Consider the following 14568-nt stretch of genomic DNA (forward strand, 5'->3'; position numbering starts at 1 on the left):
GCCCGATTCTGGTGGCTGACTGTACTCTATCGATTTACCTCTACGGATCATGTACTCTGAAATTTGTGGCTCAGTATACTACTCAAAAATAACCGTCCGGCTCTGTTGATTTTTGTAGCGAAAAATTGCATGAGTGTCTGATTTTACTAAAATTAGTATAATCTCAAAGAGATGGATAAATGCGTTCATCAATATTTCTATAAAATGGCTTGTTGTTTATACGAATATCCCTTAAAATCTTTGCCCTTGTATAACCCCCAGTGGCGTACGTTTTAAGACCGGTATATCCCTTTATCGGCACGACGACACGGGCATATTTGGAGTACATTATGTACGCAGTAATCCAAAGCGGTGGTAAACAGCACCGTGTAGTTGAGGGCGAAACCCTTAAAGTTGAATTATTGAAAGCTGAAACTGGCGCAACTGTTACTTTTGATGACGTGTTGATGCTTGTAAACGGTGAAAGCATTCAAATCGGTGCTCCAGTGGTAGCTGGCGCTAAAGTAACTGCAGAAGTAGTTAGCCATGGTCGTCACGACAAAATCCGCATCATCAAAATGCGTCGTCGTAAGCACTACCGTAAACAACAAGGTCACCGTCAATGGTTTACCGAGTTGAAAATTACTAGCATTTCAGGCTAATTACTAGGAGTAATGAGACATGGCAACTAAAAAAGCCGGTGGTTCGACTAAGAACGGTCGTGATTCGAATCCTAAGATGTTAGGTGTTAAAGTTTACGGTGGTCAAACTGTAACTGCAGGTAACATCATCGTTCGTCAACGTGGTACTGAATTCCACGCTGGTGTTAACGTAGGTATGGGCCGTGACCATACTTTATTTGCTACTGCTGATGGCGTAGTAAAATTCGAAGTGAAAGGCCAGTTCGGTCGTCGCTACGTATCTGTTGAAGCATAATCTGCGACAATAGAAAAAACCCACAGATTCTGTGGGTTTTTTTATGCTTGAAGATTGACGAGTTAGTCTGAAACATATGGCTGAAGAATAAACGTTCATCTTCATCATGATGAACAAAAGCAGGGATTTTGCATTAATAACAATACAAAACTTCTTATTTTCTATCATCTTAGTTTTTGAAATTCGTTTAAGATGAGCCATTAGATACATAGCGATATGCAAATACAAAAAGGTGAGATTATGAATATGCTTCGTAAAACTGTATGTGCCATAACAATCGGTGCGGCAACACTGGCTCCTGTCATGAGCACGACTGTATTTGCCGCAACTGCAGCGACGGAGCAGCAAGCCACTGCCAATCTGGTGAAGCAGCTCAGTAATATCCGTAGCTTAACGGCAAACTTTGAGCAAACCACCAAGATTACCAATCCGAAAGCAACTCAGAAAAAGGGTTTGAGCGCCCAGCACATGAACCAGACCTTTCGTGGTGTGATGAAAGTGCAGCGTCCGGGTAAATTCTATTGGGAAACTACGGCACCTTCGAAACAGACAATTGCTACCACAGGAAAAACTGTCTGGATCTATGACCCAGACTTGCAGCAAGCCGTTCGTCAGAGCCTGGATGAACAAGTCTCCAATACACCAGCATTATTGCTCTCTGGAAATACCAACCAGATCATGCAGTCTTATCGTGTGACACAGCCAAACAAAGGCAAGACCTATTACAAGCTGTATCCAAAGGCAAGTGATGGTGTGTTTGAAAGCCTGACGATTAGCTTTGGCGCTAACAAGGCACCGAGTCTGATGATTCTGGAAGATTCATTGGGTCAAACCACTTATATCAACTTTAGCAATGTGAAAGTGAATGCCAGCATTCCGGCATCTACCTTTAATTTCACACCGCCTAAAGGAACGGACATTATTGATCAATAAGCATCAATATCAGCAAAATAAAAAAGCAACCTTCGGGTTGCTTTTTATTTGCCAATAATAGAAATGGATTTGGAGATATTACAAGGTTTGCCTATATCTGGAGATTCAGGCGTTTTAGAATAAACAAAAGTCAAGTCAATGAAATTATGAAATTTCAGGTGCTTAGGATGAAAATGACTTCATTTAAAACCGGCTGGATTAGCTGTATTTTATGTTTAAATATTGGGTTGTTTGCCTGTCAGCCTCAAACGCCCTCAGTCAATGCATCTGCGCAAACAGAAGAAGCAGGGCAAATACAATCCAAAACCATTCCGGTTAAAGGTGTTAATCAGGTCGTGTGCGAAGTAGAGCGTTGTGTGCGCTTTGATCTGCAAACTGTAGATACCAATATGGCTTGGATTGACCAGTATTTTCTAGAGCGTATCCAGCGTACAGAACCAGTTGCCTTTAGGAAAGTAAGCATTGATAAAATCAAAGTAAAGGATCAGCCGAAATTTATTGAGCAGCGTTCCATTCAGGCCAGTTACCTGAATCAGCATGGTCATCTGGTGACTTTTATATTCAAAACTGCTCATCAGCCTAAACGTGCAGCACAGCCACAATCTCATACTGAATACGTCAATCTGGACCTTAAGCAAAAGAAGCGTCTGGCTCTTTATCAAATCATGCTGGGCAATACTGAAGGAAAGTTAAAACAAAGCTTGTATCAAGAAAACAAAGACTGGTTGGATCGTGCCCAAGTAACATCAAAGCAATTGGAATTAAGTGACAATTATTATTTTAACAGTCAAGGCTTGGTACTGATTTATCCAGCAGGTGAGTTGAGCAAGTCCACAAGTGCAATGGTAGAATTAAAAGTACCTTATACGGCATTAAACGGGATCATCCGACCTGAATATTTATCCGTTTTGCCAAAAACAACCCTTTAAATATTGTGCTAATAAGGCGCAGCCATTCACCAGGTCACTGTATTTTTTGCCGTTAAGAGCTTACACTATAGCCAGTTTTTTTCTTATCTAAAGATTGGCTATGATCGACCCGAAATTACTCAGAAATAATATTGAGGCTGTAAATTTAGCCTTGGCAAAACGTGGTGTTCAACTGAATGTCGAAGAGTGGGCATCACTTGAAGCTCGCCGTAAAGAAATTCAGTCTAAAACTGAATCGCTACAAGCTGAGCGTAATGCGGGTGCGAAACAAGTTGGCCAAATCAAAAAAGCTGGTGGCGATGCGTCTGAAATCATGGCACGCATGTCTGCAATTGGCGATGAAATTAAAGCAGCAGAAGCAGCACTGGCTGAATTGCAAGCTGAACTGGAAGAAAAATCCCTGTCTATTCCAAACTTGCCAGATGAATCTGTTCCTGAAGGTAAAGATGAGTCTGACAATGTGGAAATCCTGAAATGGGGTACACCACGCGAATTTGATTTTGAAATCAAAGATCATACTGACCTGGGTGAAATGATGGGCGGTCTGGAATTTGAAACAGCAACTAAATTGACTGGTTCACGTTTCAGCGTTCTTAAAGGCCCTTTAGCGCGTCTACAACGTGCGTTGACTCAATTCATGCTGGATACGCATACCACCAAAAATGGTTATACCGAAGCCTATGTACCATATTTAGTAAATGCTGATTCGCTACGTGGCACAGGTCAGTTACCCAAATTCGAAGAAGACCTGTTCAAGCTGCAAGGCGAAAAAGAATTTTATCTGATTCCAACAGCTGAAGTGCCAGTAACCAACTTCGTGCGTGATGAAATTATTGATGCCGACCGCCTGCCATTGAAATATGCTGCACATACGCCATGTTTCCGTAGTGAAGCGGGCTCTTATGGTCGTGATACCCGTGGCCTGATCCGTCAGCACCAGTTTGATAAAGTTGAAATGGTTCAGATCGTAAAACCTGAAGATTCTATGCAGGCACTGGAAGACTTGACTGGTCATGCAGAAGGTATCTTGCAAGCTTTAGGCCTTCCATACCGTAAGATCATTCTGTGTGGCGGTGACATGGGCTTTGGTTCAACCAAGACTTATGATTTGGAAGTTTGGGTACCAAGCCAAAATACCTATCGTGAAATCTCTTCATGTTCAAATATGGGTGATTTCCAGGCACGTCGTATGAAAGCGCGTTACCGGGCCGACCAGAAGAAAACTGAATTTGTGCATACTTTAAATGGTTCAGGTCTGGCAGTGGGTCGTACCTTACTTGCTGTGATGGAAAACTACCAACGTGCAGATGGTTCAATTGAGATCCCTGAAGTATTGCGTCCGTACATGGGTGGTGCAACTTACATCGACTAAATATCGGTGTATGCACCAAAATGTGCATGAAAATTGCTTAGACAGTCAGATCTAAATATTTGAGGCTTTTCGTGGATATTTTCCCAATCTCGTTAAAGTTGCAGCAGCAACCCTGTCTGATTGTTGGTGGTGGACATATTGCGTACCGGAAAGCGGTATTGCTACAGAAAGCAGGCGCAGTTATCTCGGTAATTGCACCTGAAATTGAAGCAGCTCTGCTTGAGATTATTCAAGCAACTGCTGGCCAATATGTTCAGGCACCTTTCAATCCTGAAATTCCATTACGCTCTTATCGTCTGGTGATTGCAGCGACTGATGATGCTGAAGTCAACCGTCAGGTCTTTAATGCCTGTGAAGCTGAAAATGTTCTGGTGAACAGTGTAGATGATCCACCGCATTGCCGCTTTATGGTTCCGGCGATTATTGACCGTTCACCGCTAGTGATTTCGGTAGCATCAAATGGCACGTCACCGGTGTTATCCCGTCAGATTCGTACCCAGCTAGAGACCACCATTCCACATGGTATGGGTAAACTGGCTGAATTCTCTGGGAAGTGGCGTAGCGCGGTAAAAGCCAAGATTGCTAATCCAGATGAACGCCGTATTTTCTGGGAAGAGCTTTATGCTAGTCCTTTGAAAGAACAGGTGTTTAATGACAATCTGGCTGAAGCTGATCATCTGATTGAACAGGCACTACTGGAATGGCAAAAGCCAAAAGGTGAGGTTTACCTCGTTGGCGCAGGTCCTGGTGATCCAGAACTCTTGACCTTAAAAGCATTGCGTTTAATGCAACAAGCCGATGTGGTGATTTATGATCGTCTGGTCTCTGCACCAATCATGGACTTGTGCCGGCGTGATGCAGAGAAGATCTACGTCGGTAAAGCACGATCTAATCATGCAGTGCCACAAGAAGGGATCAATGCCTTATTGGTAAAATATGCCAGTGAAGGTAAGCGTGTCTGTCGTCTGAAAGGTGGTGATCCGTTTATCTTTGGCCGTGGTGGTGAAGAGATTGAAGAACTGTTCGCTGCGGGTGTGGCTTTCCAGGTGGTGCCAGGTATTACCGCGGCTTCTGGCTGTTCAGCCTATGCCGGTATTCCACTGACTCATCGTGATTATGCGCAAAGTGTACGTTTCCTGACAGGTCACTTAAAAGAAGGTTCACCCGAGCTGCCTTGGAGTGAACTGGTCTATGAAAACCAGACTTTAGTGCTGTATATGGGTTTGGTTGGGCTGGAAAAGATCTGTACGCAACTGATCGCGCATGGCCAGCGCCCGGATATGCCGGTGGCCTTAGTGTCTAAAGGCACTACGCCTGAGCAAAAAGTAGTCATTGGAACGCTCCAAGATATTGCATCTAAAGTCTCTGAGCACCATATTCAGGCACCAACTTTGACCATTATTGGTGAAGTGGTGCGTTTACGTGAAAAACTTAAGTGGTCGTAAACGACCACTTAACTCCTCCCAAGAGTAGAGAAAAGCTGTGATCCATGTTGTTTTATATGAGCCTGAAATTCCTGCCAATACAGGTAATATTATTCGCCTATGCGCAAATACGGGAGCACAGTTGCATTTAGTCAAGCCGCTGGGCTTTGAACTGGATGACAAAAAGCTAAAACGTGCCGGTCTGGATTACCATGAATATGCCAATATGCAAATCTGGGAAAATATTGAAGAATGTCTGGTAGATTTGGCTTCTCAAGGCATTGGTGCAGATGCGGTCTATCCATTGACGACTAAAGGTTCTGAAACCCCACATACTTCAGACTTAAATCGTCCTGTGGCTTTATTGATGGGGCCGGAAACACGTGGTCTGCCAGAAAATGTGCGTATGATGTTTCCGAAAGAACACTGGATCCGTCTGCCAATGGCTGAGAATTCGCGTAGTCTGAACCTGTCCAATGCGACAGCAGTGATTGTGTACGAGGCCTGGCGTCAGCAGGGGTTTAAAATGCTTTAATTAGTTTCTTTTTTTAAGAAAAGCTGCCAATTGGTGGCTTTTTTTATTTATGTAACAAGGCTTGTGCAGTGGTTGGTCATTGGGCTTATCTTCGGTATAAATAGTTGAGAACATGGAAAAAGGGAAAGAACTTGAATAAGGGGTGGATCACAGCAAGTTGTGCGGTTTTATTAATGTTTAGTGGAGCAAGCCAGGCACAGCCAGAACCACAACAGCCAGTAGAAGAGGTAAAACCGCTTACTCAGGAGGAAATCAGGCAGGGTATGGCAGAGATGCAGCAGCAACTGAATGAGCGTATTGAAGCTTGGGGTAAAACCCTTAGCAAAGATGATTTTGAATGGAGTTGGCGCGGACGGATTCTGAATCAACCAAAACGTCAGGAAGTGTGTAATATCTTCCAGGGTGTGGTGAATGAAACCTATCATCTGGCTGTACAAAACAAGGCGCGTTTGAGTCCTGAAAGTCAGGAGGTTTTAAAAAATCGTAATCTATTTATCGAACGGCTTGGTTATAAAGACAATATTGTTGATACCCGCATGGGCTTTAACTGTCGTCTAAAATGATTTTGAACTGAACTAAAAAATAAACAAGTCAGAACTAAAAAAGGCGCATCAAGCGCCTTTTTTATTTGAATAAGAAGGATATTATTTATCATCAAATTCATTGTGCTGAGGAGCAGGGTGCTTGAAGCCTTTGGTCTTATAACCCAGGTACAAGATACCGCCAAATGCCCAGATCAGACCGTATTTAAGCGAAGCTTCGTCGACTTCTAGCCATAATGCAAACACTGAAATGAAGCCAAGTAAGGGAACGACGACAAAATTCATGATCTCTTTGGCACTCTTCGTGCGACCATCACGCAGTGCATAACGTGAAATCACCGACAAGTTGACGAAACTGAATGCAGTTAACGCACCAAAGCTGATCAGTGACACGACAAAGTCAAGATCCATGAAACCAGCAGTTAAAGCAACTGCACCAGCGATCAGGATGTTGTACGACGGTGTGTAGTTTTTCGGACTAATGTGACCAAAGATTTTTTTGTTAATTACGCCATCACGACCCATTACGTACATCAGACGAGACACACCCGCATGCGCTGAAATACCGGAAGCCATAACTGTCACAATCGCAAAGTAAAGTACCACTGTCTTAAATGCCACGCCACCTACTGCTTGTAAAATATCAGGCTGTGTTGCAGCAATATCTTCAAAGTAGGTTTTTGGATCATTCGGGAAGAAGATCTGCATGAAGTAAGTACTGATGATGAAAATGATACCCGCTATTAATGCAGTCAAGAAAATCGCTTTAGGCAAAGTTTTTTCAGTATCTTTGGTTTCTTCAGCCAGTGAACTTAAAGAGTCAAAACCTGTAAAAGAGAAGCATAGTAAGGTTGCACCGGTAATCAGGGCAGCAACAGAAGTAAACTCATTCCAGAATGGCTCTAAACTCCACAGTTGATACTTTGCATCGACTAATGTGCCGTCTGCATTTACGCCACCTTCCAGAAGTTGGTAAACCATCCAGGTGAAGTATGCAATGACGCCCAATTGTACGAATACAATCATACTGTTGAAGTTGGCAACAAATCTCGCACCGCGAAGGTTAATCGCAGTCATAAACGCGGTTAAACCAATGACCCAAACCCAATGGTTCATGTCTGGAAAAAGTGCTTCCAGATAAATCACCGCCAGAATGATATTGACCATTGGCGATAACAGGTAATCCAGCAAGGATGACCAACCCACCATGAAACCTACGTTCGGGTGGATGGATTTTTGCGCATAGGTATAGGCCGAACCCGAAGAAGGGTAGCGACGAATCATATGACCATAGCTCAAGGAGGTTAACAAAATTGCAATCAGTGCAAAAATGTAAGAGGTAGGAACGTGGAAGTTACTTTCTTCAGATACCAGACCAAATGTATCAAACAAGGTCATGGGTTGAATATAAGCTAAACCAATAATAATGATGTGCCAGAGTCCTAGCGTTTTTTGCAGTTTAGCTGCCGATTGAGTCCCAGAGATATTAGTCAACGGCGTTATCCTCTTAATCGTTGATCAAGGATCAGTCATATTGAATAAGGATCGTTTGAGACGAACGATCCCCCCTACAGTTTTCTATAAAAGTCCGCCAATCTACTTGAAAAGAACGGCTTTTGCTAGCTATTTTTTTGACTTTTGTCCTGCATAAAATGTGCCATTCAAAAAAAGAAATCGAATTTTTTCTTATGCAAGATAAAAGCCTGATGCTTAAAAAAACATCAGGCTAGAATTTCGGCTATATTGGCTTATTTTTCAGTAATTACCAAGCCTTTTTTAAGATGGTTTTCAAATCTTCCAGGGTGGCTTCTTTCGGGTTATAAATGATGGAACCATCATTCAGGGCTTTCTCTGCCACTTCATCGAGGTGGGCTTCAGAAACCTTACCTGTTTCACTTAATGTACGTGGTAATTTAGTCAGAGCATAAATACGGTCACGCATCGCTTGAATGGTTGCAATCGCTTTATCGGCACGCAGATGCCCCGGGGTCTGTGCATAAATATCAGGGCCAGCCAGTGGGAGAAGCAGCTCTGCAATCTTGCCACCATTCACTTCCTTGTTGTATTCCAGTACATAAGGCAGGAACAGATTCATACATAGTCCATGCGGCAAGTGAGCTACCGCACCGAGCGCATGACCGAGTGAGTGCACCAGACCAACCATTGAGTTCGAAAAAGCGATCCCAGCCATGGTAGAAGCTTGTGCCAATTCCAGACGACCTTGAGCATCAGACGGATTATCCAGCACCTTAAACAGATTCTCACTGACTTTCTTCACTGCTGCTGTGGCATAAGCATCTGAAATCGGATTGGCTGCCATACAGGTATAGGCTTCGACCGCATGGGTCATCGCGTCCATTGCAGTCATTGCGGTTAAGTGCGGTGGCAAAGTCTGGGTCATACGTGGATCAAGAATCGCAGCATGCGGCATCAGATAATAAGATGCGAACGGCATTTTCAGGTTCTTTTCAGTATCCGATACCACTGCAACCATGGTTACTTCAGAACCTGTTCCAGACGTGGTTGGAATTACGAAAAATGGTTTTAAGGGCTTTGGCAGGTTATGTGCGCCAGAATATTTAAGCAAGTCATCACCACCTTCAGAGACCAGAATGTTGGTCGCTTTTGAGGTATCGATAACTGAACCGCCCCCGATGGCAATAATCGCATCGCAGTTATTGTCACGATATAGTTGTGCAGCACGACGTACTGTACCTAAGCTCGAATCGGGTGGGACATCATCAAAAATCGCTGCAATCTCTGCATCCGTCGATTCAAAAGCAGCTTCAATCGGTGCAAGCAGATTATTGGCACGTACGCCTTTATCGGTAATGATGAGTGGACGTTTGGCACCTAATGTCGAGAGTTCAAACGGAATATGTTCGAGCGCAGCATGACCGGCAATCACCTTGACTGGACAGAAAAATTCATAATAAGGCTTGGTCATGTTAGGCACTCCGTTTCAAATAAGATTGAGCAATTTTTAAATAGATGCTGCTTGCTTCAGTTAATTTTTCTTTCAGGCTGAGATTACTTGGATATTCTTTGACAGCCAGTTGTGCCACCATTTTCGGCAAAATCAAGGCTTCCATTTTATTCAGACAACGCACCAGACGAATAGCATAAGAGATATCACCATCGGCAATCATGCGGTCATGGGCAAAGGCCTGTGAGGTACTTTCCTGGAATGAAAAGACCAAAAAGGCATGATGCAGATGCTTAAAAGTGATCGTAAGGTCAGGCGCAGTGTCCATAGATTTCACGAGTTCAAGTTGCTTCTCTTCAGTAACCCGGGCAATAAATGCCGGGCCGTGGGGGAAAACTTTCATGGAAAGACTGAAATTCGCCGGAAACTGGGCAACTTCCTTTTTGATTTCTTCATCGACCTGGCTTGCCATGACTAAGCCTCTGCCAATCACATCCATCATGAGTTTGACATAGGCCTGTTGCAAAGCAGGTTTAACGGATTTAGTTGCAATCACGTGATGATCCCTACCTGGAATATTATTTGTTTAGAGTAATTACTCTAATTTATTTATTGTTGAAATGCAAAGGCTTTATCTTTGCTCGACGCTAACGTCCTTAAAGTAACCGCTGCTGGTTAAAGTTTCAATAATTTCGACACACAAGTCAGCAAATTTTGGCGGGTTGTTGACCAAGTCGTTAATGCGGACCATTTCCAGTCCTGCATAGCCACATGGATTGATGGTATGGAAACCTGTCAGGTCACAGTCAATATTCAAGGAAAGACCATGATAGCTGCGACCTTTACGGATTTTAAAGCCGAGAGAACCAATCTTCCGTTCATTGACATAGACACCGGGTGCATCCGGTTTGGCATAGGCTTCAATATCATACTTTTTGAGTAGCTCAATCATCAGGTTTTCGACATAGGAGACCAGCGTACGGACGTTCCAGCCAAGACGGTTCAGATCAAACATAAAATACGCCACCAGCTGGCCCGGACCATGCCAGGTCACTTGACCACCACGATCGGTCTGAATTACCGGAATATTGGATGACATCAGAATATGTTCCGGCTTACCCGCTTGCCCTTGAGTCAGGACATCATAGTGCTGCAAAATCCACAACTCATCCGGGGTGTTTTCATCACGGTTTTCAGTCAGGGCTTTCATTTCCAGAAAGCGGTCTTCGTAGGGAGTCAGGTCATTATATTGACGAATAATCAGGCAGGGTTTTTGAACCGCATCAGTCACAGTGTGCGTCCTTGGAAAGATAAAAAATACTGCCAATAATTATAATGATTTCAAGCCGTGATAGGGGAGTGATTCACAGTAATTCTCAATTACCAATTTACAGATATAAAAAAACACGCCCTGAAGCGTGTTTCTTATCATGGCCTGAGCTGTCTTAAAGCGCAGTTTTGATCAAGGGGCAAGCAGCCAGATCAGCATAAACAGCATGAACCTGTTCCAGTTCTAGAAAACGGAGCTGTGCAGTGATCGAATGATATTTACCTGTACGTGAGGGCGTAACGGTCATTTTACTGCCATCAAATTCAGGAAAATGCTTTACAAAGATCTCATTTACGGCCTGATGCAACTCAATACCAGCAAGGCCAATCAGTTTGATCGGATAGTTCATCGGGAACACCCAGAGATGTTCCTGTAATTCGCGAGAAGGTGTACGGTCTAACATGGTAGTCCCCTTATTTGAAACGCCTGCAATCATGCAGGCGTTTGGGTCTGTCTTGGCTAGTTAAAATGGAGACCCTGAAGCAAATTTCAAGTCTCCAGAACAAGCATCAAATCTTAATCATTCTCAAGGAATGAACGCAGGTGTTCAGAACGGGAAGGATGACGCAGCTTACGTAAGGCTTTCGCTTCAATCTGACGGATACGTTCACGGGTTACGTCGAACTGCTTACCTACTTCTTCCAAAGTATGGTCAGTTGGCATGTCGATACCAAAACGCATTTTCAGGACTTTCGCTTCACGTTCAGTCAAGTTTTCCAGTACTTCACGTGTCGCTTCTTTCAGACCTTCTGACGTTGCAGCCTCCACAGGAGAGGTGATGTTGCTGTCTTCAATGAAGTCACCCAAATGCGAATCTTCATCATCACCGATCGGTGTTTCCATCGAAATCGGTTCTTTGGCGATTTTAAGTACTTTGCGAACCTTCACTTCATCCATTTCCAGACGTTCGCCCAGTTCTTCCGGAGTCGGTTCACGGCCCATTTCCTGAAGCAATTGACGAGATACACGGTTGATCTTGTTAATGGTTTCGATCATGTGAACTGGAATACGGATAGTACGTGCCTGATCCGCGATTGAACGGGTAATCGCCTGACGAATCCACCAAGTTGCATAAGTCGAGAACTTGTAACCGCGACGGTATTCAAACTTGTCCACGGCTTTCATTAGACCGATGTTACCTTCCTGAATCAGATCCAGGAACTGCAAGCCACGGTTGGTGTATTTCTTCGCAATCGAAATGACCAGACGTAAGTTCGCTTCAACCATTTCTTTCTTGGCACGGCGCGCTTTCGCTTCACCCACCGCCATACGCTTGGCGATGTCTTTGATGTCACGAACTTTCAGGTCAAGTTCTTTTTCAATGTCCGCAATCTTTTGCTGGAATGCTAGCACGTCAGGACGTACTTTTTCCAGATAAGCTTTTTGATCAGCAGGCGCTTTTGCAATTTGCTCATCTAACCAGGCTGGATTAGATTCCTGACCCGGAAAAGAAGTACGGAACTGGGTACGGTCCATGCGGCCACGACGGACTGCATAACGCATTACTTCACGTTCTGCACTACGGATCTGGTCGTGGGTACCACGAATCATTTCTGAAATGATATCGAACAGGCGCGGTGTGAACTTGAACATCATGAACACAGTAGCTAAAGCTTGCAGTGCGTCTTCTGCTTCTTTGCTGTTGCGGCCATGCTTTTCAATAACAGCCTTGGTATTTTTCCAGGCATCTGAAAGTTCAGCAAAACGAACTTTAGCGATTTCTGGATCTGGACCTGAGTCACCTTCAGAATCGTCATCACTGTCAGACTCTTCTTCATCTTCCTCATCATCCAGTTTTACATCTTTGGTTGACTTGGTAGTTGCTTCTTCATCTTCTTCGATGTCAGCGACTTCTTCCAGCACTTCTGGAATATCATCATCAGTTTCAGGGTCTAAATAACCTGAAAGCAGGTCGGCCAGGCGGCGTTCGCCAGCTTCATAATCTTTGTATTCTTGTAGTACAACTTCTACGGCATTTGGCCAGTAAGCAATGGAGTGAAGAACGTCACGGATCCCTTCTTCAATACGTTTTGCAATGCTGATTTCGCCTTCACGCGTTAAAAGTTCAACAGTACCCATTTCACGCATATACATACGTACTGGGTCAGTTGTACGACCTGGCTCATTTTCTACAGATGCAAGTACTGCTGCAGCTTCTTCTTCTGCAACTTCATCGGCAGCTTCTGCAGTATCCTCAAACATCGCATCATCAGATTCAGGCGCGCGATCATGTACCGGAATGCCGACGTCATTCAACATCTGAATGATATCTTCAATCTGTTCACTTTCTGTGATTGAGTCCGGGAGATGATCGTTAACCTCAGCGAAGGTTAAATAACCTTGTTCTTTGCCTCGGCTAATCAGAGCCGCTACTTGCGAAGTAGGGGAAGTCATATCGCTCATCTTTGCTTACTCTTCGTTGAATCTGTGACAGTAAAAAATCGTACAACTCTGCACGACTTAAGCTCATTAAATTTAGTGAATAGCCTACATATTTCATCAGATTATTCAGCATCGAGGCTGTCTGACAAAATATTTAAAATGAAATTCAGTAATTTAAGATGGGGATGAATTTGTTATTTTCAAGTCCAGCCCCGGCGTATCTGTATCTGACCAAAAATATAATAGTCAAAAAATATAAGGACGCAGGGTGGATTATATCATGCCATACAATTTACTTGGAAAAAAAGCCCTAATTACAATTTTAAGATACTAAAATTTAAATAAAACTTGACAAGTATTTTTAGGCAAGATAAATAGCGCCTAGGACCCTTTACATTTTTCACAATGAGGTAGTTTTAGTGTCTTCTACAGATTTTGAACTAGATGATAACTACGGTGATGATGATGTTAGCTTCGATGAGGCTTCCAGCAAGCTCAGCGCAAAAGAGTCGTTGGAAAAACGTCGTTTGATTGATGACCTGTTGACTCAACGCCGCCTCGAGCGCGAACTCAAAGATTTTGACTATGACTTCGACGATGACGATGACTTCGACGACGAAGATTAAGCAATTCGGATTTAGCATGGCCTGAATAAATGCTATGCTAGGCCTTTCGGAATTTCTAAGTTTGGATATTAGATGAGTGCTTTAGATTTAGACCTGTTGAGTGACTATCTGGATGGCGACCAAAATGAGTATGGTCTGGATTTCGCGGCAACTCACGGTTTCCTGTGTGCAATTGCAGTAGGTCCGCAGTTTGACAGATGGCTGGATGAGCTTTTTGATAACAATCAGAAAAAAGTTCCAGCAGCAATCATCGAACAGGTTAAAGTATGGCTGGAATCTATCCGTCAAAGCTTGGCCAATGAAGAAGGCATCACTTTCCCGTTTGAAATCGAGGAAGCAGATACCGAATCAAGTCTTGGTGACTGGAGTGTAGGCTTTGTTGATGCCATGTTCCTGAACGAAGAAGCATGGTTTGCAGAAGAATTTGAAGAACAACTGGTGGATTTAACTCTGCCAATCATGGTCTTCAGTGGAATTGACGAAGAAGATCCACAAATGGAAACTTTCCGTCGTAATGGCCAATTAATGGACGAGCTTGCGGAAGAAATTCCAGAAAACCTGAATGAATTGTACCTGATGTATCATACACCAGATTAATTCTCCCAAATGAAAAAAGCACCTTCGGGTGCTTTTTTCATATTTGCTTTTTTTATA

At 43.5% G+C, this 14568-nt stretch carries 16 protein-coding genes; 10 read left to right on the forward strand and 6 right to left on the reverse strand.

Translation table 11 applies throughout. The features are described from left to right. Positions 1-329 precede the first annotated feature (329 nt). From rplU to C8322_RS03545, 8 genes are all read left to right on the forward strand, one after another. Positions 330-641, forward strand: a complete 312-nt coding sequence (gene rplU / locus C8322_RS03510) for a 50S ribosomal protein L21 (RefSeq protein WP_004814860.1) — start codon at positions 330-332, stop codon at positions 639-641. A gap of 19 nt (positions 642-660) precedes the next feature. Next, a complete protein-coding gene (gene rpmA / locus C8322_RS03515; RefSeq protein ID WP_004814861.1) occupies positions 661-915 on the forward strand; it encodes a 50S ribosomal protein L27 in 255 nt (84 codons plus the stop codon). A 240-nt stretch (positions 916-1155) separates the two neighbouring features. After that, the gene (lolA, locus tag C8322_RS03520) at positions 1156-1848 is read left to right on the forward strand and encodes an outer membrane lipoprotein chaperone LolA (protein WP_005222953.1); all 693 of its coding nucleotides are present in this window, start codon (positions 1156-1158) and stop codon (positions 1846-1848) included. A gap of 173 nt (positions 1849-2021) precedes the next feature. Then, positions 2022-2777, forward strand: a complete 756-nt coding sequence (locus tag C8322_RS03525) for a DUF3298 domain-containing protein (protein WP_103799688.1) — start codon at positions 2022-2024, stop codon at positions 2775-2777. A 100-nt stretch (positions 2778-2877) separates the two neighbouring features. Then, entirely contained in the window at positions 2878-4149 is a 1272-nt protein-coding gene (gene serS / locus C8322_RS03530) for a serine--tRNA ligase (RefSeq protein WP_103799678.1), read from the forward strand. Between the two features lie 71 nt (positions 4150-4220). Then, complete coding sequence (gene cysG, locus C8322_RS03535) at positions 4221-5594, forward strand: siroheme synthase CysG (protein ID WP_111810397.1); 1374 nt, start codon at positions 4221-4223, stop codon at positions 5592-5594. 37 nt (positions 5595-5631) lie between these two features. Further along, complete coding sequence (locus C8322_RS03540) at positions 5632-6108, forward strand: tRNA (cytidine(34)-2'-O)-methyltransferase (RefSeq protein WP_103799680.1); 477 nt, start codon at positions 5632-5634, stop codon at positions 6106-6108. Between the two features lie 173 nt (positions 6109-6281). Beyond that, positions 6282-6671: a hypothetical protein gene (locus tag C8322_RS03545; protein ID WP_051064890.1), complete on the forward strand. Its 390-nt coding sequence runs from the start codon at positions 6282-6284 to the stop codon at positions 6669-6671. Positions 6672-6752: 81 nt separating this feature from the next. Here the strand turns inward: C8322_RS03545 and C8322_RS03550 are convergent, their stop codons facing one another. From C8322_RS03550 to rpoD, 6 genes are all read right to left on the reverse strand, one after another. Then, positions 6753-8144, reverse strand: a complete 1392-nt coding sequence (locus tag C8322_RS03550) for an APC family permease (protein WP_076753989.1) — start codon at positions 8142-8144, stop codon at positions 6753-6755. Positions 8145-8412: 268 nt separating this feature from the next. Beyond that, the gene (locus tag C8322_RS03555; RefSeq protein WP_111810398.1) at positions 8413-9597 is read right to left on the reverse strand and encodes an iron-containing alcohol dehydrogenase; all 1185 of its coding nucleotides are present in this window, start codon (positions 9595-9597) and stop codon (positions 8413-8415) included. A gap of 1 nt (position 9598) precedes the next feature. Beyond that, on the reverse strand, positions 9599-10132 hold the full coding sequence (locus C8322_RS03560; RefSeq protein WP_005222934.1) for a hypothetical protein: 534 nt from the start codon (positions 10130-10132) through the stop codon (positions 9599-9601). Positions 10133-10207: 75 nt separating this feature from the next. Further along, positions 10208-10867 (reverse strand): lipoyl(octanoyl) transferase LipB, encoded by a 660-nt coding sequence (gene lipB / locus C8322_RS03565; protein ID WP_008307585.1) that lies wholly within the window; start codon positions 10865-10867, stop codon positions 10208-10210. A 154-nt stretch (positions 10868-11021) separates the two neighbouring features. Next, positions 11022-11309, reverse strand: coding sequence for a YbeD family protein (locus C8322_RS03570; RefSeq protein WP_008307587.1), 288 nt, complete (start codon positions 11307-11309; stop codon positions 11022-11024). 113 nt (positions 11310-11422) lie between these two features. Continuing rightward, positions 11423-13309 carry an RNA polymerase sigma factor RpoD gene (gene rpoD, locus C8322_RS03575; protein ID WP_111810399.1) on the reverse strand — a complete coding sequence of 629 codons (1887 nt, stop codon included), beginning with the start codon at positions 13307-13309 and terminating at the stop codon, positions 11423-11425. A gap of 398 nt (positions 13310-13707) precedes the next feature. On the opposite strand from rpoD, the gene C8322_RS03580 reads away from it, so the two are divergent. Together C8322_RS03580 and C8322_RS03585 are read left to right on the forward strand one after the other, a co-directional pair. After that, positions 13708-13914: a PA3496 family putative envelope integrity protein gene (locus C8322_RS03580; RefSeq protein ID WP_004814888.1), complete on the forward strand. Its 207-nt coding sequence runs from the start codon at positions 13708-13710 to the stop codon at positions 13912-13914. 72 nt (positions 13915-13986) lie between these two features. Then, complete coding sequence (locus tag C8322_RS03585; protein WP_004814890.1) at positions 13987-14511, forward strand: YecA family protein; 525 nt, start codon at positions 13987-13989, stop codon at positions 14509-14511. Positions 14512-14568 lie beyond the last annotated feature (57 nt).

Source organism: Acinetobacter sp. SM1B, assembly GCF_003289665.1.
Classification (GTDB): domain Bacteria; phylum Pseudomonadota; class Gammaproteobacteria; order Pseudomonadales; family Moraxellaceae; genus Acinetobacter; species Acinetobacter schindleri.